The sequence below is a fragment of the Pseudomonadota bacterium genome, assembly GCA_034189865.1.
In the GTDB taxonomy this organism is placed as follows: Bacteria; Pseudomonadota; Gammaproteobacteria; order UBA5335; family UBA5335; genus JAXHTV01.
The window spans coordinates 88,574-107,802 of sequence record JAXHTV010000005.1 but is presented as its reverse complement, the minus strand read 5'-3'; the positions used below and the strand labels follow the sequence as shown (position 1 = coordinate 107,802).

Genomic DNA, 19,229 nt, shown 5'->3' with positions numbered 1-19,229 from the left:
AGGCACAGCCTTTGCAAAAAGCTATGCAAAGGTGGCGTCCGCGTGGGCGTCGAACGGTAGCGACCCGACTGGGAGTCAAGTGATGGAATTGACAGTTCTCGGGCAGGAAACGGCGAAAAAATCGGGCGGCTGCGCGTCCAGCAGTTGCGGCAGTTCGGATGACCAAATGTCCCACCTGTCGGAGGAAATCCGCAAGAAGGTGGAGAACCATCCCTGTTACTCGGAAGAAGCGCATCACCATTATGCGCGCATGCATGTGGCCGTGGCGCCGGCGTGCAACATTCAATGTCACTACTGCAACCGCAAGTACGACTGCGCCAACGAGTCGCGCCCCGGCGTGGTGTCGGAGTTGCTCGATCCTGATCAGGCGGTGAAAAAAGTCATGGCCGTGGCGGCGAACATTCCCCAGATGACGGTGCTGGGTATTGCCGGTCCGGGTGACCCTCTGGCGAACCCGGAACGGACTTTTTCCACCTTCCGACAGCTGTCGGAAAAGGCGCCGGATATCAAGCTGTGCGTGTCCACCAACGGCTTGTCCCTGCCGCAGCACGTGGACGAGTTGGCGCAGCACAACATCGATCACGTCACCATCACCATCAATTGCGTCGATCCCGAGGTGGGCGCCCAGATCTACCCCTGGGTGTTTTGGAACAACCGCCGCATCAAGGGGAAAAAGGGCGTCAAGATTCTCATCGAGCAGCAGCAAAAGGGCCTGGAAATGCTTGTTGAACGGGGCATTTTGGTGAAGGTCAACTCGGTGATGATTCCCGGCGTGAACGAGCAGCATCTCGAGGAAGTCAGCCGCGTGGTGAAATCCAAAGGCGCCTTCCTACACAACGTCATGCCGCTGATTGCCGAGGCCGAACACGGCACCTTCTATGGCGTGATGGGCCAACGCGGCCCCAGCCACGCCGAGTTGCAGCAACTCCAGGACGCCTGCGCCGGGGACATGAACATGATGCGGCATTGCCGGCAGTGCCGCGCCGATGCGGTGGGTTTACTCGGCGAGGATCGCGGCGCCGAGTTCACCATGGACAAGATCGAGCAGATGGACATCGATTACGAACAAGCGATGGAAATGCGGGCCCAGGTCCAGGCACAGATCGAACAAGAGCGCGAGGCCAAGCGTCAGCAAGCCAGTGAGCCCTTGGTGTCCCTGACCGAACTCAAGGCCCCCGTGCCACGGACACGACCGGTGCTCATGGCGGTGGCCACCACCGGTGGCGGCGTGGTGAATCAGCATTTCGGTCATGCCAAGGAGTTCCTCGTCTACGAGGCCACGGCGCAGAAAGTCCGGTTCGTCGGCCATCGCAAAGTGGATTTGTACTGCGGTGGCGACGAAACCTGCGGCGATGGCGAAAGCGTGTTGGAAAAGACCTTGCGCACCCTGGAGGGCTGCGAGGCGGTGCTCTGCTCCAAGATCGGCTACGAGCCCTGGGGCATGCTGGAGCAAGCTGGCATTCAGCCCAACGGTGAGCACGCCATGGAGCCGATCGAGGAGGCCGTGGCCGCGGTTTACCGCGAGATGGCTGAGGCCGGCTTGTTGGAAGAGGTCGATCAGTCCGCCGAAGTGGGCGCGTAGAGGAGGTGTGCCATGGCATTCAGCATTGTCGAATCCTGTGTCAACTGTTGGGCCTGTGAACCGCTGTGCCCCAGCCAGGCGATCTATGAGGCCAAGCCCCATTTCAAGATCGATCCCACCAAGTGCACCGAGTGCGAAGGCGACCATGCCTACCCGCAATGCGCCAGCATTTGTCCCATCGAGGGGGCCATTCTCGATGGCACCCAAGCGGTGGTGAACCCGCCCGGCTCCCTGACCGGTATACCCCCGGAACGCATGGCCGCAGCGATGGCGGAAATTCAAGCCCGTTGACCCGTTCGGAAACTGGAGTAACAGCCCGATGCATATGAATACTTTGCCGTCCGGATCACCGGCCCGTTTTTCCGATTTGTGGGCGGTCTCGATGGACCGGCCGCTGCCGGCGGATTCCTGCCGGGTTCTCATTGCCGTGGCCAGCACCGACGGTGCCCGCGTGAACGCGGACTTCGACCAGGCCGAGCAGTTTCTGCTGTATGAAAAGGTCGGCGAGATGATGCATTACATCGGTGCTCAGCCCTGTCCCCGGAGGGCCGGCGCCGGCGCCCGACGACACCGTACCCGCTTGCTGTCGGATTGCGATGTGGTGATTTGCGCGCAAATTAGCGACACCAGCCGGCGGTCGCTGTCGCGGTTGGGGGTGATGTGCGACCTCAGTTTTGTCGATGCCGCCATCGAGCGCGCCGTCTCGGCGCTTTGAGAACGACCGGCATGACCGCAGTGGTGTTCTACGAAAAACCCGGCTGCCGGACCAACGCCCGGCAGAAGGCTCTGTTGGCCCGCTGCGGTTGCCGGTTGGTGGTGCGTGATCTGCTGAGCGAGCCCTGGACCGCCGAACGTCTCTACGGTTTTTTGCGGCATCGCCCCGTGGCCGAGTGGTTCAATCCCGCCGCGCGGCAGATCAAAACCGGCCGGCTGAAGGTCGAGGGCTGGACGGCCGAAGCGGCCCTGCGACGCTTGGTCGAAGAACCGATCCTGATTCGCCGGCCGTTGCTGGCGAGCGCGTTCGGTCGGACGGCCGGGTTCGACGATTCGGCGTTTCTGGCCCGCCTGGGCGTGGCCGCCGACCCCCAAGGCGCCGATGAGGCATGCAGTAAACCCGCCAACGGCGGACCGTGCTGGGTTCCGGAGGCGGGTGATGCTTGACGAGGTGAACGATCTGGAAACCCGCGGCGCGGTGGAGTTCGCGCCGGGTGTGTATTGGATCGGGGCGCTGGACCCGTCGCTGCGGACCTTCGACATCATTCTCAAGACCGCCAACGGCACCAGCTATAACGCCTATCTCATTCGCGGCAGCGAAGGGGTGGCCATTGTCGATACCGTGAAGGAGAACTTTTCCGAGGAGTTCTTCCGGCGACTGGAGTCGGTGGCCTCCTACGACGAAATCAAGGTGATTGTGCTCAATCATCTCGAGCCCGATCACAGCGGTGCCTTGCCGGAATTGATGGAACGGGCGCCGCAGGCCCGCCTGTACATTTCCCGGCGGGCACCGTCGATGCTCAAGGGTTTGCTCAAGCCCCGCGGGGGTGAGTTCGCGTACACCACCGCCCAGACCGGTGACCGGGTCAGCCTGGGCGATCGCAGTTTGCGCTTTTTGCACACGCCGTTTCTGCATTGGCCCGACACCCAGTGTACCTATCTGGAACAGGAGCAGATTCTGTTTTCCGGCGATGTGTTCGGTTGCCACTTTTGCGACGCCCGGCTGTACAACGACAAGGTGGGCGATTTTCGATTTTCTTTTGACTACTACTACGCCCACATCATGCGCCCTTTCAAACAGCACGTGCTCGAAGCCCTGAAACTGATCGAACCGTTGGCTCTGAAACTCATTGCCCCCACCCACGGCCCGATCCTGCGGGACCGCCCGGAACGCTACGTGAAGCGCTATCGGGAGCTGTCCACCTCCAGCCTCTCGGACGATCCGGGAGAGAACGAAAAGTCGCTGATGATTTTTTACATGAGCTCTTACGGCAACACCGCCCGTATGGCGGCGGCGCTCTACCAGGGCGCCGATGAAGTGCCGGGGGTGCGGGTTTCGCTGTTCGACCTGGAAGGGGGCGAGGTGGAGCCGTTCGTGGATCTGATCGAAGAGGCCGATGCGCTGGTGTTCGGTTCGCCCACCATCAACGGTGATGCCGTCAAGCCGGTGTGGGACCTGCTTTCCTCGCTGGTGGTGATCAATCTCAAAGGCAAGCTGGGCGCGGCGTTCGGCTCTTACGGTTGGAGCGGCGAGGCCGTGCGCATGATCGAGGACCGTATGCGCGGTCTGAAACTGCGGGTTCCGCTGGCGGGTATCCGCGTCAAGCTGATTCCGAGCGAACACGAGCTTGAGGACTGTCGGCGTTTCGGTCGCGACATCGCCGCCACGCTGGTTGGACAGACGATCGAAAAACAGGTGGTGGATCTGGCGGATCTGGCATAAGACCGCAGCGGTCATTCTCTGTCGGAAAACGCTTGAAATTTATAAGGAGTAGCTCTCATGGCAAAAGCCAAGATCACTTTCGCGGACATCGACAAGACCGTCAGTGTGCCGGTGGGCACGCGGGTCATCGAGGTATCGGAAAAAATCGGCGCGGGAATCATCTACGGATGCCGGGAATGCGACTGCGGCACCTGCATCATGCATGTGGAAAACGGCTGGAACAATCTCTCGGTGCCCTCGGTCCTCGAGGAAAAAGTCTTGCGGGAGAACATGGCCGGACGGCATGACCGGCTGGCCTGCCAAGCTCAAATCATCGGCGATGTGACCGTCAAACCCACTTGAATCGCGGTCGCACCGACCGCCCACGGAGCAAAACCATGGCCTTAGTGACCTTCTCGAATCCGGAATTCAAAGACATGACAGTCTATGCGGTGGCCGGTAGCCACACCGAGACGCTACTGAATCTCGCGAAGGCCCATCATGTTCCCATCAACTTCCAGTGCGAAGACGGCAAATGCGGTACCTGCATGGTGCGGGTGAGTTCCCTGGACGACAAACCCCGCATGGGCTCGCATCTCACCGAAAAAGAAAAGTCCGTGTTGCGGGAAATCGGCAAGTTGAGCAAGGATGAAATGGAACGGCTCATCGTCGAGGATCTACCCAGCGACTGGCGATTGGCTTGTCAGATGATCGTCCGCGACGAGGACATTCTGGTCGAATACTAGCGGCGCTTCTGTCGAGCGTTCGAGACCGGTTTTTCCGGTTCATTTGCGAACACAGGCATGGGCAGGCGGCCAGCCGCGTATCGGCTGGCTGTTGTCGTGTGCTGGTTGTCCGCGATTGTCCAAACCATTGCAGATTCAGTTGGCGCACCGCGGGTGCGGGGATACGGGTACACCGTGAACGGACCACAGCACAGTCAGACGGTGGTGGATTATCACCAACGCACCAAACATCGCCTGGAGGCCTACGCGGCCGGTCCGGGCGGACTGGACTGGGATGCCCAGCCGGAGCCTTTTCGGTGGTTCGATGGCGCGGAGAAAATCGATTTGCCCATGCCGGGTGATGGAATCCTCCGGCCCTTCGCCGAGCTGTACCGGCCGGAGCAGGCGGGGCCGGCGTGGGCAGTGTTCGACCGGCTGGCGGCACTGCTGGAGCGGTCGTTGGGGCTGTCGGCGTGGAAGGGCTACGGCTCTCACCGCTGGCCTTTGCGCTGCAATCCCTCCAGCGGCAATCTCCACCCCACCGAAGCTTATGTGGTCACCGGCGGCATGGAAGGCTTGAGCAGCGGCGTTTATCATTATCTGAGCCGCGACCATCAACTCGAGCGGCGCTGTGATCTTCATCCCGACATCGCCCCGGCCGCCATCGGCCATGATCGATTCCTCATCGGTTTATCCTCCGTGCACTGGCGCGAAGCGTGGAAATACGGCGAGCGCGCCTACCGCTATTGCCAGCACGACTGCGGTCATGCCATCGCCGCGCTGCGCTATGCGGCGGCGGCCTTGGGTTGGACGGTACGGCTGCTCGCGCCCTGGGGCGATGCGGATATCGCCGCCCTGCTGGGGCTGTCCCGAAGCGAGGACTTCGGCGGCGCCGAACGCGAAACACCGGATGTGCTGTTGTGGTTGTGTCCGGCGGGAACCATGGCCGAAGAACCGACCCCCGATGCCGTCTTGGCGGCTATCGATCCGCGCAGCTGGCAGGGAATGGCCAATCCCTTGTCGGCAGAGCACGATTGGGATTGGCCGGTGATCGAAACGGTCAGCCAGGCCTGCGAACGACCTCGGGGATCGTCCACCGCATCCCAAGCCTGGGTGCCGTCGGCTCGCCCGGAGCCCTTGCCCACCGATTGTCGTCGGTCCGCGGCGGCGATATTCGCCCAGCGGCGCAGCGCCCAGCATTTCGATCCGCGGGTGGGTATCACCGCGGCGCAGTTTTACCGGATGCTGGATATGACCCTGCCCCGGGCCGGGGTGGCGCCTTGGGACAGCCTGCCCTGGTCGCCGCGGATTCACCTGGTGCTGTTCGTTCATCGCGTGGCCGGCCTGCGGCCTGGACTCTATCTGTTGGTGCGGGACCTGGCCAAGGAGCCGGCCTTGCGCCGGCAGTTCGGCCGAGCGGAGTTTCACTGGCGACCGGTGGCCGATTCGCCGGCCCATCTGCCCTTGCACAGCCTGGTGTTCGCCAACTGCCAGCGCACGGCCGCGACGCTGTCCTGCCATCAGGCCATTGCCGGCGACAGCGCCTTTGCCCTCGCCATGCTGGCGGAATTCGACGCGACGCTGGCCCATGGGCCTTGGGGCTACCGGGAACTGTTCTGGGAGGCAGGCATGTTGGGTCAGGTGCTTTATCTCGAAGCCGAGGCGGCCGGCGTGCGGGGGACGGGTATCGGTTGTTACTTTGACGATGTCACCCACGATTTGCTGGGCATTCACGGCACCGATTGGCAGAGCCTGTATCACTTCACGGTGGGTGGTGCCTTGGTCGATCAGCGCATCGAGAGCTTTCCGCCCTACGGCCACTTATCGCGATAATAAGGCTTCGTAGTGCTTCCAGTGGGCCGCCAGGGCACTGTCCATGGTGATGGCATGCAACCGGAACCAGGCCGGTAAGCCGTCCCGGACATAGGCCCGGGCCAGACCGATCACCCCCCTTTCCACCTGGCGGCGCATTTGGACCATTTCCGCGAGCACACGGTGATGTTCGTCCCGATGCTCGCGGATCGCGGGAAAGCCGCACAGCTGCATCCGGCTTTCCTCATCCTGGAAATGCAGCTCGCTGTGGACACAGAGCTCGCCGAACAGGACGATGAAAGTCTCGGTGTCGGCTACGCTGAGCCGATTGACGAGATCGGCAAATTGCCGATGGGTTTCATCCATGCCGGCCACGCCCAGGATGAACTGCCCGCTTGCCCAGTCGATGACCGCACCGGCGCCTGTTGCCGGCGCGTTTTCGGCTCGGGTGTTCAACCCGGCAGGTCCGCGGTGGCTTGATCCGCCACCGGAAGTTGACTGGCGGCCGCCAACAGCTCGGGGATATCGGCATCGATCAGTTCAAGGCCTATGCGTTCGCAGAATCGCCGCTCTTTGTCGGTGGCCCCGGGAATCAGTACCCAACCACCGGGGGTGGCGGCGCCGTAGATCATGTCCGAGAGCACCATCCGTTCGGTATCCCGCGTCAGCCGCAGGCCCAGAATCAGGTACTGCTTGTTCTGGCGGTATTGCTTGAGAAAGTTCGGAATGGCGAAGCCACCCATCAATTCGGTGATGTAGTCCACATAGTCGGCGTCGGAGGCGATAAAGCTGGGGTCCGGAAGCGGGCTGCCCATGGGCTTGAACAGGGTCGGTAGGTCGGGATCCACCGCGTCCTGATCGATGGCGGTATAGCGCCCGCCATCGTAGTGATGGATGCGAAACCGATAATCCGATCCCCCCAGCCGTGCCACGCCCCGGATGAGGGTATGAGGCGTGGCGGCGTAGGAATCCTGAAGTTGGCTGTCGCGGTTGGTATCGATGACATAGCGCGGTTTGACCGTCGCCAGCCAATCGTGCAGCAGCGCCCGCGTCCAGTGGGCATGGCCATAGGTCTCCTGCAAAAAACGGGTGAGAAAGCGCCGGCCTTTTTTCAGTTCCACGTTCATGGCCGCGCGGGGGAACTCGTACATGAGCCGCGGGGCCATGGCTTGTCCGCCGTTCATGGCCAGAATCAGCGATTCGCTGTCGGCCGGCATGGCCTGGCCGGATTCGCTGTGGACCACATCGGCCACGGCACCGGCACCGAGGTAGGGAACAATGTCGTGGCGGGTAACGCCACGGGCGATTTCTTCCAAGGTGATTTGGCTCATGATCGGCCCCATGGGATGAATGAATAAACACTTACCTCTGCCATCCGGCAATATTCGGGCCACCTCCCGCTGCGTGACTTAAGGTCCTGATTCGGCGCCAACTATCGTGCTTCACGCCGGCCTGCGCTGGGTGGTGTGTCGTACATCCCACAGGCTGATTGTTCGACCCGTCACACGGTTTTTCCGGTTCGGGCGCGCGCTGCCCGGTCTGACGCTTCACCCTCTGGCCGCAGCCTTCGACGATGCCTCCCCCACACCATCGCCGCACTCTCGGTGGGTGGGTGGTGTGCCCGCCCGTTTTGTCGGTATGCGTACAGCCCGGCGGTCGAATTGTTGGATATCCCACCGTTGTTTCGTTCCCGTGACCATGAGAAATATCCGGACAAAACAGCTTGTTATAGGCGATTTCGTGTGATGGCACGCCCCTTGCTCCATGGGCCTCGAGTGGCGTTCGTGTTCCGAGCGCGCGTGTGTATGTACTGCTAAGGAGACTCCAGCGATGCGTCAATGTGCAATTTACGGCAAGGGTGGTATCGGTAAATCCACCACCACCCAGAATCTGGTCGCCGGCCTGGCCGAATTGGGCAAGAAGGTCATGATCGTCGGATGCGATCCCAAAGCGGACTCCACCCGCCTGATCCTGCACTCCAAGGCTCAGAACACCATCATGGAAATGGCCGCCGAGGCGGGCACCGTGGAGGATCTGGAACTGGAAGATGTGCTGAAGGTCGGCTACGGCGACATCAAATGCGTTGAGTCCGGCGGCCCGGAACCCGGTGTCGGTTGTGCCGGTCGGGGCGTGATCACGGCAATCAATTTCCTCGAAGAGGAAGGGGCCTACGACGAAGATTTGGATTTCGTCTTCTACGATGTGTTGGGCGACGTGGTTTGCGGTGGTTTCGCCATGCCGATCCGCGAAAACAAGGCCCAGGAAATCTACATCGTCGTATCCGGCGAAATGATGGCCATGTATGCCGCCAACAATATCTCCAAAGGGATTGTGAAATACGCCAATTCCGGCGGTGTGCGCCTGGCGGGCTTGATTTGCAACAGCCGCAACACCGACCGCGAAGACGAACTGATCGAAGCCCTGGCTGCCAAACTCGGCACCCAAATGGTCCATTTCGTACCCCGTGACAACGTGGTGCAACGGGCCGAGATCCGTCGCATGACGGTCATCGAGTACGACCCCAACTCCAACCAGGCCGACGAGTACCGAACCCTGGCGCAGAAAATCATCGACAACAAGAAGTTGGTGATTCCTCAGCCTTGCACCATGGATGAGCTCGAAGAGCTGTTGATGGAATTCGGGATTATGGAAGAAGAGGACGAGAGCATCATCGGCCAGACGGCAGCCGCTGAAGTGAGTGTGTAGAGACTGTCCGCGGCACTCGCGGCCTGGTGTGGCGAGTGCCGTTCGACAGGTTCGTCCTTTCCCGTTTGAACCGTCCACAGATGGGTGGCGGCAATCAGGAGAACCGTTATGACAACCATGTCACGCGAACAGACCGAAGCCCTCATTCAGGAGGTGCTGGAGGTCTATCCCGAAAAGGCCAAGAAGGATCGTGCCAAGCACCTGACGACCAACGATCAGAGTGTCGAGCAGTCGAAAAAGTGCATCACCTCCAACCGTAAATCCCTGCCGGGTGTGATGACCATTCGCGGTTGCGCCTATGCCGGCTCCAAGGGGGTGGTGTGGGGTCCGATCAAGGACATGATCCATATCTCCCACGGTCCGGTGGGTTGCGGCCAGTATTCCCGCGCCGGGCGCCGAAACTATTACATCGGTGTCACCGGGGTGAATACCTTCGTCACGATGAACTTCACCTCCGATTTCCAGGAGAAGGATATCGTTTTTGGCGGGGACAAAAAGCTGGACAAGCTGATCGACGAAATCGAGACCTTGTTCCCCATGAGCAAAGGGGTGTCGATCCAATCGGAGTGTCCCATCGGCTTGATCGGCGACGACATCGAAGCGGTGGCCAAAAAGAAAACCAAGCAGCACGAAAAGCCGGTCGTGCCGGTGCGCTGTGAAGGTTTTCGGGGTGTGTCCCAATCCCTCGGTCACCACATCGCCAATGACTCGATCCGGGACTGGGTGCTCGACAAGCGGGACAACGACGACAGTTTCCAGAGCACCCCGTATGACGTGTCCATCATCGGCGACTACAACATCGGCGGCGACGCCTGGTCTTCCCGCACGCTGCTGGAGGAAATGGGCTTACGCGTAGTGGCGCAGTGGTCGGGTGACGGCACCCTATCGGAAATGGAGTTGACGCCCAAGGTCAAACTCAACCTACTCCATTGCTACCGGTCCATGAACTACATCTCCCGCCATATGGAAGAGAAGTACGGCATTCCGTGGGTGGAGTACAACTTCTTCGGTCCCACCAAGATTGCCGAGAGCCTGCGCAAGATCGCCTCCTACTTCGATGACACCATCAAGGAAGGCGCGGAACGGGTGATCGAGCGTTATCGGGCCGAGTACGAAGCGGTGATCGCCAAGTACCGCCCACGCCTGGAAGGCAAGCGGGTGATGCTCTATGTCGGTGGTTTGCGGCCGCGTCACGTGATCGGTGCCTATGAAGATCTGGGTATGGAAGTGGTGGGAACCGGCTACGAGTTCGGCCACAACGACGACTACGATCGCACCATCAAAGAGATGGGCAACGCCACGTTGATTTACGACGATGTCACCGGCTACGAGTTCGAAGAATTCGTGAAAAAGGTGAAACCGGATCTCATCGGTTCGGGCATCAAGGAAAAATACATTTTCCAGAAAATGGGTATTCCCTTCCGGCAAATGCATTCCTGGGACTATTCCGGCCCGTATCACGGCTACGACGGCTTTGCCATCTTCGCCCGTGATATGGACATGACTTTGAACAATCCCTGCTGGAAGAAACTCAAGGCGCCTTGGAAGCAAGCCGACTCCCAAGCCGCCGAGCGGGTCGCCGCAGGCGCCTGATACGGTCCCGCACCGCACGGGGAAAGGCCCGGCCAGACGGCCGGTCCGCCCCGGCGGCCGGAATGGATCAACCGACAACGTTTGTCCACGGATTGGTGGCGCGTTAAGGAGATCATCATGAGCCAAGATGCAGAAAACATTCAGCCCAGTTATCCGCTTTTCAGGACGGACGAATACAAGACCAACCTGGAAGCGAAGAAGGTATTCGAAGAACGTGAACCCATGGAGAAGATCATGGAAACGTTCGAGTGGACCACCACCCAGGAATACCAGGATCTGAATTTCCAGCGGGAGGCCTTGACCGTCAACCCGGCCAAGGCCTGTCAACCCCTGGGGGCCGTCCTGTGCGCCCTGGGTTTTTCCAAGACCATGCCCTATGTCCACGGCTCACAAGGCTGTGTGGCGTATTTCCGCACGTACTTCAATCGGCACTTCAAAGAGCCCATTGCCTGCGTGTCCGACTCCATGACCGAAGATGCGGCCGTGTTCGGTGGCCAGAAGAACATGTTCGACGGGCTGGAGAACTGCAAAGCCATGTACAAGCCGGACATGATCGCCGTGTCCACCACCTGTATGGCGGAAGTGATCGGCGACGACCTGAACGCCTTCATCGGCAATGCCCGCAAAGAAGGCCACGTTCCGGACGAATATCCGGTTCCCTTTGCCCATACCCCCAGTTTCGTCGGGTCCCACACCACCGGCTGGGACAACATGTTCGAAGGCATCATCCGCTATTTCACCTTGAATGCCATGGACGACAAGGAGGTGGGAAGCAACGGCAAGATCAATATCGTGCCGGGCTTCGAGACCTATCTCGGCAATTTCCGGGTGATTCGGCGCATGCTCGACGAGATGGGCGTGGCCTACAGCTTCCTCTCCGATCCGACCGAGGTGCTCGATACCCCCGCCGATGGTGAGTTCCGGATGTACGCCGGTGGCACCACCATGGACGAAGTTAAAGACGCGCCCAACGCGATCGACACGCTGTTGTTACAACCCTGGCAGTCGGTGAAGACCAGAAAGTTCGTCAAGAACACCTGGCAGCAACCGGCGGCCGATATCAGTATCCCCATGGGCCTGGAGTGGACCGACGATTTTCTGATGAAAGTCTCGGAAATCACCGGACAGGAGATTCCCGAATCCCTGGCCAAGGAGCGGGGCCGGTTGGTGGACATGATGACCGACTCCCACGCTTGGCTGCATGGCAAGCGGTTCGGGCTCTACGGCGATGCCGATTTTGTCCTCGGTATGACCAAGTTCCTGCTCGAACTGGGTGCGGAGCCGGTGCATATTCTCTGCAATCATGCCAACAAGCGCTGGAAAAAGGCGATTGAAGCCATGCTGGCCGAATCGCCCTACGGCGCCAACAGCACGGTGCACATCGGCAAGGACCTGTGGCATTTCCGCTCGCTGATGTTCACTGACAAACCCGACTTCATGATCGGTAACTCCTACGGCAAGTTCATTCAGCGGGACACCGTCACCAAGGGCAAGGAATTCGAGGTGCCGCTGATCCGGATCGGTTTCCCGATCTTCGACCGGCATCACCTGCATCGCGACACCACCCTGGGTTACGAAGGTGCGATGCACATGCTCAAGACCCTGGTGAACGCGGTGTTGGAGCGCCTCGACGAAGAGACTCGGGGCATGGGTACCACCGACTACAACTACGACCTGATCCGTTAATCCGGCGCGTCCCCTCCCCGCTTGCGGGGAGGGGCGTTTGATAGGTCACAGGAGTGATTGTCCATGCCCAATGTCATGATCCGGCGTACCGACGAGGGGCTTTTGTCTTTCTACGTTGCCAAAAAAGATCTGGAAGCGAAGGTGGTCTCGGTGGAAACCGACACCAGCGAAAGCTGGGGCGGGGAGATCGAGCTGGACGATGGTTCGAAATACTACATCGAACCCATCAGTCCGCCGCCGAGGTTTCCCACCACCTTACGCGTCAAACGGGCGTGAATCCTAAGGTCTTACGATCGGGAGGATAAGCGATGTCTTTGCAAATCGTTGCCGATATTTGTACTGCCTGTGGGGACTGCGAACCGGTTTGTCCCACGAATTCCATTTCGCCTCACAAGGGCGTCTATCGCATTGATCCGGATACTTGCACCGAGTGCAAGGGGGATTTCGATGTGCCCCAGTGCGTGGATGTGTGCATGGAAGACGACTGCATCATTCCGTTGATGGCGTGATGCCGCGGCCGAGGCAGGACCGGCCCCGACCGGTCCTGCGCGGCGGAAAGGAGCGTGCGATGAGCGAGATGATTTCCAGAGAAATTGCCTTGAGGATCGGGCTGGCCGCCGGGGTGCTCGAGGCGGTCAGCGCGGCCGAGCTGCTGGATGTGCTGGCCGATGCAGTGGGTTTGCCGCCCACCGTGGAAGGTTTGGCGGCATTACGGCCCAAGCAGCTGAAAAACGCAGCCGGCGGGGCCTTGTCCGGACAGGCCTCGGTATCGTTAAAGGCCGCCTGCGCCATCTTGAACGGTGAGCGCGAGGACGGGCCGGTGTTGCCCGCCACAGAACCCTACCAGAGCGGCGAAATGCCCGATTCGTTGCGCATCGCCTGCGCATCCAACGGTGGGGAGTTGATCGACGGCCATTTCGGCTCCTGCCAGCACTTTTTGATCTATCAAGTCTCAGCCGACGAAATTCGCCTGGTGGACGTGCGTCCCGCGCGGGACGACGAGGGGGGGGATGACAAAAACAAATACCGCGCGGCGCTGATCGGTGATGCGCAGGTGTTGTTCGTGGCGTCCATCGGCGGGCCGGCCGCCGCCAAAGTGGTGCGCGAAGGTGTGCATCCCATCAAATGTCCCCAGGTGGCGCTGGCGCGGGAGAAACTGGCCGAGTTGCAGTGCAAAATCGCCGTTTCACCGCCACCCTGGCTGGCCAAGGCCATGGGTCACGCGGCCGAATCCCGGGTACGGTTCGCCACCGACCAGGAGCCGGTTTAGCCATGATCGACTCGGCCACCTTGGATCGTGTCGCCCGGTTCACCTTGGGCCGGGGGCTGGACGAGACGACGGTGCAAGCCTTGCGGGCCGCCTGGCCGGACCTGCATTTCAGCTACTGTGCCGACGATGACGTTTGTGGTCCCCGACCGGTTCGGGCCTTGGCCGGAATCAACATTTATCTGGTGGATGGCCGGGGGCACTGCCTGCAGTTTACCGATCAGCCTGAACTCGCCACCGGGCTCGTTCTGGCGGAGGTGGAAGCGGATGATGCCGATGATTGAGCGGGCGGCGCCGAAGCAGGGGGGGGCGGACGCGCGCGGTCGTTGTCACGATTGCCCCCATCGGCTGGACCGTCTGCAGACGGGCCGCTGCAAACCGGGTGATGCCTGCGTGCGGGCGATGAGCGGCCGGCAGATCGAGCGCTTTTTTCGGGTTAATCCCGATCTGGCCGAAGACTATCGCGGCGATCCGTTTTGGGAGCGGCGGGCCATCGCGGCGCGCTATTTATCCCAGCGGCGCTTGCGGGAGATGCTGGGCGATCCGGACGAAGTGGTGCGGCGGGTGCTCGCCTACCGCCTGCCGGTGGGCGATCTGGCGTTGTTGCTCGACGACCCGGACCGTGAAGTGCGAATCACCGTGGCCGATCGCATTGCCCCCGAACACCTGGAACGTTTGGCGGAGGATGCCGACTACCTGGTGCGCCAGTACGTGGCCCGCCGGCTCCCGCCGGGCCGTTTATTCCGGATGATGGTGGATCAGGACCGCGAAGTGCGCAAAACGGTCGCCCAGCGATTGCCGCCCGAGAGTTTGATGATGATGGCCCGCGATCCGGATCCCGAGGTGCGCCTGGTGGTGGCGGAGCGGCTCCCGCCGGAGCAGGTCACGGTGCTGTTGGACGACAGCGATTGGCGGGTCCGCCGCCTGGCCGTGGATCGGGTGCCCATCGCCCATGTCGAAGCACGATTGGACGACGCCGATCCGGATGTGGCGGCCACGGCCCGCCAACGGTGGCGAAACGCGCATTCGTCTCGTCCCGACACCCCTTAGCGAAGCCCACACAAGGATTCCCGGTGGAAACGGCCATCCAAGACCTCGAGATCGTCGCACAGGCCTGCGCGGCCAGTGATCCTTCCCAGGGGGTGGCCGGATTGACCCGGACACTGGCCCGGTGCTGCCCGCAACAGGGTTTCGAGACGGTACTGAGCCGCGGCGGCTGGTATCGCTTAGGCGGCGTGGTCGACGGCCACCGGCAGCGACTTGCCGAAAGCCTGCCGGCGTGGGCGGAAGAAGCCGCGGATGGCGACCTGATCCGGCTTCTGACGCTGTGCCGCCGGGAGAATCTCTACGCCACCCGCCTGGTGGGCCGCACCCATTACTTCACCGCGCCGGTGGGCCGCAGCGCCGATGCGTTCATGCAACTGGAAGTTGAAGAGCTGCAGGAGGTGCTGGACCGGCAACTGTCCGATCCCGACTGGCAGCCCGACAGTCTGGAAGAATTCGTCGATCCCATCGACTATAGGCTGCTCGAACCGGAACCCATCGGTCCGCCGCGCTATGCCTTTCGGCGCCTGGTGATGGCCCGGGAAGTGATCGCCGGCATGGAGTTCGATCGGGCCGGCGCATTGTCGCGAATGCTGACCGAATGGGACGAAAGCAGTGCCGGCCGGGCGGTACGGTTCTGCGATCACTGGGCACTGGCGGTGCACGAATCGGTGGGCGCCGATGGCGTGACGCAGCTCAGTGCCCGGCCGCTGCCGGCCCACCGTCACGAGAACACCGCGTGGGATGCCGGCGCCACCGGCGCTGAGTTGGCCAAGCGCATCCATGCCTTCGACCGCGACGCCGGTTACCCATTCGCCTGGTTTTTTCACATCGTGGCGGGCGCCGGCGTTCCCCAGAACCTCGGCGATCAGATCGCCCGCGACCACGACCCCATCAACGGCTTCAGTTACCTTCCTCCGCGGGATCTCGCCGTGCTGCTGCGCTGGCAAGACACGCCTTATCGGGCCTAGCCCCCTTTTCCGGGCCTGATCTCGCCCCGGCTTTGTCGCGGATGCTGCGCGGGGCGGTGGGTTGTCGCATTCGCGACAAGTCGGCTGGGGGCAAAAGTCAATTAAAACAGTGATGTGGGATTTGGTATCGGCCTTGCAAGGGATGTTGTGGGTGAATTGACGGGTGTCCTATGAAAGAGAAAGACATCGCTGCATTGCTGGATGAACCGGCCTGTTCCCACAACCAGAAAGCGAAATCCGGTTGTGCCAAGCCCAAACCGGGCAGTGCCGCGGGGGGTTGCGCATTCGATGGCGCCCAGATCGCCCTGTTGCCCATCGCTGATGTGGCACACATCGTTCATGGGCCCATTGCCTGCGCCGGGAGTTCGTGGGACAACCGGGGTACCCGTTCCTCCGGCGCCCGCCTCTACAAGATCGGAATGACCACGGACCTGACCGAGCAGGATGTGATCATGGGACGGGGAGAAAAACGCCTGTTCCACGCCATCAAACAGGCGGTGGACAGCTATTCTCCGGCGGCGGTGTTCGTTTACAACACCTGCGTACCGGCGCTGACCGGTGACGATATCGAGGCCACCTGCAAGGCTGCCGAAGCGCGCTGGGGCACACCGGTGGTGCCGGTGGACGCGGCGGGGTTCTACGGCACCAAGAATCTGGGTAACCGCATCGCCGGCGAGGCGATGGTGAAGTATGTGTGCGGCACCCGCGAGCCGGACCCGCTGCCGGTCGATTTCGGCCATCGCGTCCATGACATCAATCTCATCGGCGAGTACAACATCGCCGGGGAGCTGTGGCATGTCCTGCCGCTGCTGGACGAGTTGGGGATCCGCGTGCTGTGTACCTTGTCCGGCGATGCCCGTTTTCGCGAGGTGCAAACCATGCACCGGGCCGAAGTGAACATGATGGTGTGCTCCAAGGCCATGATCAATGTCGCCCGCAAGCTGGAAGACGCATTTGGCACGCCGTGGTTCGAAGGCAGTTTTTATGGTGTGCAGGACGTGTCCAACGCGCTGCGCGACATTGCCCGCTTGATTGGCGATACCGGTCTGACCGAGCGGACCGAGAAGCTTATCGCGCGGGAGGAGGCCCGGATCGACGCCGCGCTGGCGCCCTGGCGCGAGCAGCTGCGCGGCAAGAAAGTGTTGCTCTATACCGGCGGGGTGAAGTCCTGGTCCATCATTTCCGCCCTGCAGGATCTGGGCATGCAGGTGGTGGCCACCGGCACCAAGAAATCCACCGAAGAGGACAAGGCGCGCATCCGCGAGTTGATGGGCGAGGACGCCAAGATGATCGAAGACGGCAATCCCCGCGCCCTGATCGACATCGTTCGCGAAAACCAGGTGGATATCCTTATCGCTGGCGGTCGCAACATGTACACGGCCCTGAAAGCGCGCATTCCCTTTCTGGACATCAACCAGGAGCGCGATTTCGGCTACGCCGGCTATACCGGCATGGTGGAGCTGGCCCGGCAGTTGAGCCTGACGCTCAACAGCCCGGTCTGGGATGCGGTGCGGGCCCCTGCGCCGTGGTTGGCCGGTCACCGGGAGCGCTCTGCCCATGTCTGAGGTGCTCAAACGCAACAAGGCGCTTTCGGTCAGTCCGCTCAAGGCCAGCCAAACCATTGGCGCGGCACTGGCCTTTCTCGGCTTTCACCGGGCCATTCCCATGTTGCACGGCTCCCAGGGTTGTACCGCCTTCGGCAAAGTGTTTTTCGTTCGGCATTTTCGCGAGCCGATTCCCCTGCAAACCACGGCGATGGATCAAGTGGCCGCGGTGATGGGGTCGGAAGATTTGGTAGTCGACGGCCTCAAAGCCATTTGCAGCAAGAACACACCCGCCTTGATCGGTGTGCCCACCACGGGCTTGGCGGAAACCCAGGGTTCGGATGTAAAAATGGCCGTGCGCCGCTTCCGCGACCAGTATCCCGAGTATCAACAGATTCCGGTGGTGGCCCTTTCGGCGCCTGATTTCAGCGGTTGTTTGGAAAGCGGCTTTGCGGCCGCCACCCGGGCGGTGATCGAGGCATTGGTGCCCGCGCGTGAACAGGCCGAAACCCGCCCGGGGCGACGTAAGAAACAACTGAACGTGCTGGTGGGTGCGGCGCTGACCCCGGGCGACCTGGAGGAGCTCAAAGAGACCATTGAGCTGTTCGGGCTGCGACCGGTCGTGCTGCCCGATCTGTCCGATTCGCTGGATGGCCACCTCACCGAAACCGACTACAGCCCTCTCACCGTAGGGGGAACGCCGGTGGGGGAGTTGCGCCATCTCGGGGATGCCGTTGCCACGGTGGTGGTGGGGGCCTCGATGAACCCGGCGGCGGACCTTTTGGCCCAGCGTACCGGTGTTCCCGATTACCGGTTCGATCATCTCATGGGCTTGCAGGCTTTCGACGATTTTATCCATGCGCTGCACGTGCTGTCCGGCGAGGCGGTGCCCGAGCGGTTGGTGCGTCAGCGCGCACAACTGCAAGACGCCATGTTGGATACCCACTTCATGTTGGGGCTGGCCCGCTTCGCCATCGCCGGCGATCCCGACTTGGTTCATGCCTTCAGCGATTTTCTGCAAACCGTCGGCGCCCAAACGGTGGCCGCGGTGGTGCCCGCCAAGGCCAAGGTTCTGGTGCGTCTGGCTTGCGATCAGGTTCAGATCGGCGATCTGGAAGATCTGGAGCATCTCGCCCGAGCGGCCGAGGCCGATGTGATCATCGGCAATTCCCACGCGGTGGAGAGCGCATGGCGTCTGGACAAGCCACTGCTGCGGGCGGGCTTTCCCCAATACGACCATCTGGGCGGATATCAACGGACCTGGATCGGCTATCGGGGTGCCCGTCAGAGTTTGTTCGATCTGGCCAACATCATGCTCGAGCTGGAAAAGGGCGAGATACATCCTTATCGGTCGATCTTCGCGCAGAAACCCGAGTACAGAGAGTCGTCCCATGACACTGAAACGCCGTTTGAAAGTTCTGCAATCCGACACTGAGGAGGCTGGCTGGATGAATGCCGCAGTGAAAGTCGCTTTCGCCAGTACGGACATGAACGAGGTCAACCAGCACTTCGGGGCTGCCGAGTCCTTCGCCATCTACGTGGTGGATCCCGATCGGGCGGAGTTGCTGGAAGTGGTCCAGTTCGGCGCTCTGGCGATGGATGGCAACGAGGACAAGTTGACCGCCAAGATCGATGCCCTCGATGGCTGTGTCGCGGTCTATGCCCAGGCGGTGGGCGGTTCTGCGGTGGCCAAGTTGAAATCCGGCGGTATTCAGCCCGTCAAAGTGACGCCGGGTTCGGCCATTTCCGAATTGTTGGATTCACTGCAACAGCAGTTGCGGGACGGTCCCTGCGCCTGGTTGGCCCGCGCCATTCGGGCGCAAGCCACCCCGGCCGCGGACCGCTTCGGGCAAATGGAAGCCGACGGCTGGGAGGAGTGAGGG

At 61.4% G+C, this 19,229-nt stretch carries 22 protein-coding genes; 20 read left to right on the top strand and 2 right to left on the bottom strand.

Annotated elements, in window-relative coordinates; all coding sequences use genetic code 11:
- The first annotated feature begins 82 nt into the window (after positions 1-82).
- The 8 genes from nifB to SVU69_04325 all read left to right on the top strand — a co-directional run bounded on the left by nifB (position 83) and on the right by SVU69_04325 (position 6,556).
- On the top strand, positions 83-1,582 hold the full coding sequence (gene nifB, locus SVU69_04360; protein ID MDY6942227.1) for a nitrogenase cofactor biosynthesis protein NifB: 1,500 nt from the start codon (positions 83-85) through the stop codon (positions 1,580-1,582).
- A gap of 12 nt (positions 1,583-1,594) precedes the next feature.
- Positions 1,595-1,873 carry a 4Fe-4S binding protein gene (locus SVU69_04355; protein ID MDY6942226.1) on the top strand — a complete coding sequence of 93 codons (279 nt, stop codon included), beginning with the start codon at positions 1,595-1,597 and terminating at the stop codon, positions 1,871-1,873.
- A gap of 28 nt (positions 1,874-1,901) precedes the next feature.
- Positions 1,902-2,297: a NifB/NifX family molybdenum-iron cluster-binding protein gene (locus tag SVU69_04350; GenBank protein MDY6942225.1), complete on the top strand. Its 396-nt coding sequence runs from the start codon at positions 1,902-1,904 to the stop codon at positions 2,295-2,297.
- Between the two features lie 11 nt (positions 2,298-2,308).
- Positions 2,309-2,743, top strand: coding sequence for an ArsC/Spx/MgsR family protein (locus SVU69_04345; GenBank protein MDY6942224.1), 435 nt, complete (start codon positions 2,309-2,311; stop codon positions 2,741-2,743).
- Entirely contained in the window at positions 2,736-4,019 is a 1,284-nt protein-coding gene (locus SVU69_04340) for an FprA family A-type flavoprotein (protein MDY6942223.1), read from the top strand. The genes SVU69_04345 and SVU69_04340 overlap by 8 nt, the downstream gene beginning before the upstream one ends.
- A 57-nt stretch (positions 4,020-4,076) precedes the next feature.
- A complete protein-coding gene (locus SVU69_04335) occupies positions 4,077-4,361 on the top strand; it encodes a 2Fe-2S iron-sulfur cluster-binding protein (GenBank protein MDY6942222.1) in 285 nt (94 codons plus the stop codon).
- Between the two features lie 35 nt (positions 4,362-4,396).
- Entirely contained in the window at positions 4,397-4,744 is a 348-nt protein-coding gene (locus SVU69_04330) for a 2Fe-2S iron-sulfur cluster binding domain-containing protein (protein MDY6942221.1), read from the top strand.
- 174 nt (positions 4,745-4,918) lie between these two features.
- Positions 4,919-6,556, top strand: a complete 1,638-nt coding sequence (locus SVU69_04325; GenBank protein ID MDY6942220.1) for a nitroreductase family protein — start codon at positions 4,919-4,921, stop codon at positions 6,554-6,556.
- Here the strand turns inward: SVU69_04325 and SVU69_04320 are convergent.
- Together SVU69_04320 and SVU69_04315 are read right to left on the bottom strand one after the other, a co-directional pair.
- On the bottom strand, positions 6,545-6,991 hold the full coding sequence (locus SVU69_04320) for a hemerythrin family protein (protein MDY6942219.1): 447 nt from the start codon (positions 6,989-6,991) through the stop codon (positions 6,545-6,547). The two genes, SVU69_04325 and SVU69_04320, sit on opposite strands and share 12 nt — an antisense overlap.
- A complete protein-coding gene (locus SVU69_04315) occupies positions 6,988-7,866 on the bottom strand; it encodes an SIR2 family protein (GenBank protein ID MDY6942218.1) in 879 nt (292 codons plus the stop codon). The genes SVU69_04320 and SVU69_04315 overlap by 4 nt, the downstream gene beginning before the upstream one ends.
- Before the next feature lie 499 nt (positions 7,867-8,365).
- On the opposite strand from SVU69_04315, the gene nifH reads away from it, so the two are divergent.
- The 12 genes from nifH to SVU69_04255 all read left to right on the top strand — a co-directional run bounded on the left by nifH (position 8,366) and on the right by SVU69_04255 (position 19,226).
- Entirely contained in the window at positions 8,366-9,241 is an 876-nt protein-coding gene (gene nifH, locus SVU69_04310) for a nitrogenase iron protein (protein MDY6942217.1), read from the top strand.
- A 108-nt stretch (positions 9,242-9,349) separates the two neighbouring features.
- The gene (gene nifD / locus SVU69_04305; GenBank protein MDY6942216.1) at positions 9,350-10,834 is read left to right on the top strand and encodes a nitrogenase molybdenum-iron protein alpha chain; all 1,485 of its coding nucleotides are present in this window, start codon (positions 9,350-9,352) and stop codon (positions 10,832-10,834) included.
- Positions 10,835-10,951: 117 nt separating this feature from the next.
- Positions 10,952-12,520 carry a nitrogenase molybdenum-iron protein subunit beta gene (gene nifK, locus SVU69_04300; protein MDY6942215.1) on the top strand — a complete coding sequence of 523 codons (1,569 nt, stop codon included), beginning with the start codon at positions 10,952-10,954 and terminating at the stop codon, positions 12,518-12,520.
- A 63-nt stretch (positions 12,521-12,583) separates the two neighbouring features.
- Positions 12,584-12,796 (top strand): putative nitrogen fixation protein NifT, encoded by a 213-nt coding sequence (nifT, locus tag SVU69_04295; protein MDY6942214.1) that lies wholly within the window; start codon positions 12,584-12,586, stop codon positions 12,794-12,796.
- A 32-nt stretch (positions 12,797-12,828) separates the two neighbouring features.
- Entirely contained in the window at positions 12,829-13,029 is a 201-nt protein-coding gene (locus SVU69_04290) for a 4Fe-4S binding protein (protein MDY6942213.1), read from the top strand.
- Between the two features lie 59 nt (positions 13,030-13,088).
- Positions 13,089-13,790 (top strand): dinitrogenase iron-molybdenum cofactor biosynthesis protein, encoded by a 702-nt coding sequence (locus SVU69_04285; protein ID MDY6942212.1) that lies wholly within the window; start codon positions 13,089-13,091, stop codon positions 13,788-13,790.
- A 2-nt stretch (positions 13,791-13,792) separates the two neighbouring features.
- A complete protein-coding gene (locus SVU69_04280) occupies positions 13,793-14,071 on the top strand; it encodes a DUF6129 family protein (protein MDY6942211.1) in 279 nt (92 codons plus the stop codon).
- The gene (locus SVU69_04275; GenBank protein MDY6942210.1) at positions 14,055-14,837 is read left to right on the top strand and encodes a 4Fe4S-binding leucine-rich repeat protein; all 783 of its coding nucleotides are present in this window, start codon (positions 14,055-14,057) and stop codon (positions 14,835-14,837) included. The genes SVU69_04280 and SVU69_04275 overlap by 17 nt, the downstream gene beginning before the upstream one ends.
- Before the next feature lie 23 nt (positions 14,838-14,860).
- A complete protein-coding gene (locus SVU69_04270; GenBank protein MDY6942209.1) occupies positions 14,861-15,802 on the top strand; it encodes a hypothetical protein in 942 nt (313 codons plus the stop codon).
- Between the two features lie 170 nt (positions 15,803-15,972).
- The gene (gene nifE / locus SVU69_04265; protein ID MDY6942208.1) at positions 15,973-17,367 is read left to right on the top strand and encodes a nitrogenase iron-molybdenum cofactor biosynthesis protein NifE; all 1,395 of its coding nucleotides are present in this window, start codon (positions 15,973-15,975) and stop codon (positions 17,365-17,367) included.
- Positions 17,360-18,781: a nitrogenase iron-molybdenum cofactor biosynthesis protein NifN gene (gene nifN / locus SVU69_04260; protein ID MDY6942207.1), complete on the top strand. Its 1,422-nt coding sequence runs from the start codon at positions 17,360-17,362 to the stop codon at positions 18,779-18,781. The genes nifE and nifN overlap by 8 nt, the downstream gene beginning before the upstream one ends.
- On the top strand, positions 18,738-19,226 hold the full coding sequence (locus SVU69_04255) for a NifB/NifX family molybdenum-iron cluster-binding protein (GenBank protein ID MDY6942206.1): 489 nt from the start codon (positions 18,738-18,740) through the stop codon (positions 19,224-19,226). The genes nifN and SVU69_04255 overlap by 44 nt, the downstream gene beginning before the upstream one ends.
- The last annotated feature ends 3 nt before the right edge of the window (positions 19,227-19,229 follow it).

Bases quoted from the DNA above. Each gene is read 5' to 3' on its own strand.
- SVU69_04345 (MDY6942224.1), top strand. From the start codon at position 2,309: ATGACCGCAGTGGTGTTCTACGAAAAACCCGGCTGCCGGACCAACGCC.
- nifN (MDY6942207.1), top strand. From the start codon at position 17,360: ATGTCTGAGGTGCTCAAACGCAACAAGGCGCTTTCGGTCAGTCCGCTC.
- SVU69_04340 (MDY6942223.1), top strand. From the start codon at position 2,736: ATGCTTGACGAGGTGAACGATCTGGAAACCCGCGGCGCGGTGGAGTTC.
- SVU69_04315 (MDY6942218.1), bottom strand. From the start codon at position 7,866: ATGAGCCAAATCACCTTGGAAGAAATCGCCCGTGGCGTTACCCGCCAC.
- SVU69_04255 (MDY6942206.1), top strand. From the start codon at position 18,738: ATGACACTGAAACGCCGTTTGAAAGTTCTGCAATCCGACACTGAGGAG.
- SVU69_04280 (MDY6942211.1), top strand. From the start codon at position 13,793: ATGATCGACTCGGCCACCTTGGATCGTGTCGCCCGGTTCACCTTGGGC.
- nifB (MDY6942227.1), top strand. From the start codon at position 83: ATGGAATTGACAGTTCTCGGGCAGGAAACGGCGAAAAAATCGGGCGGC.
- nifE (MDY6942208.1), top strand. From the start codon at position 15,973: ATGAAAGAGAAAGACATCGCTGCATTGCTGGATGAACCGGCCTGTTCC.
- nifD (MDY6942216.1), top strand. From the start codon at position 9,350: ATGACAACCATGTCACGCGAACAGACCGAAGCCCTCATTCAGGAGGTG.
- nifT (MDY6942214.1), top strand. From the start codon at position 12,584: ATGCCCAATGTCATGATCCGGCGTACCGACGAGGGGCTTTTGTCTTTC.
- SVU69_04335 (MDY6942222.1), top strand. From the start codon at position 4,077: ATGGCAAAAGCCAAGATCACTTTCGCGGACATCGACAAGACCGTCAGT.
- SVU69_04350 (MDY6942225.1), top strand. From the start codon at position 1,902: ATGCATATGAATACTTTGCCGTCCGGATCACCGGCCCGTTTTTCCGAT.
- nifK (MDY6942215.1), top strand. From the start codon at position 10,952: ATGAGCCAAGATGCAGAAAACATTCAGCCCAGTTATCCGCTTTTCAGG.
- nifH (MDY6942217.1), top strand. From the start codon at position 8,366: ATGCGTCAATGTGCAATTTACGGCAAGGGTGGTATCGGTAAATCCACC.
- SVU69_04355 (MDY6942226.1), top strand. From the start codon at position 1,595: ATGGCATTCAGCATTGTCGAATCCTGTGTCAACTGTTGGGCCTGTGAA.
- SVU69_04330 (MDY6942221.1), top strand. From the start codon at position 4,397: ATGGCCTTAGTGACCTTCTCGAATCCGGAATTCAAAGACATGACAGTC.
- SVU69_04275 (MDY6942210.1), top strand. From the start codon at position 14,055: ATGATGCCGATGATTGAGCGGGCGGCGCCGAAGCAGGGGGGGGCGGAC.
- SVU69_04285 (MDY6942212.1), top strand. From the start codon at position 13,089: ATGAGCGAGATGATTTCCAGAGAAATTGCCTTGAGGATCGGGCTGGCC.
- SVU69_04290 (MDY6942213.1), top strand. From the start codon at position 12,829: ATGTCTTTGCAAATCGTTGCCGATATTTGTACTGCCTGTGGGGACTGC.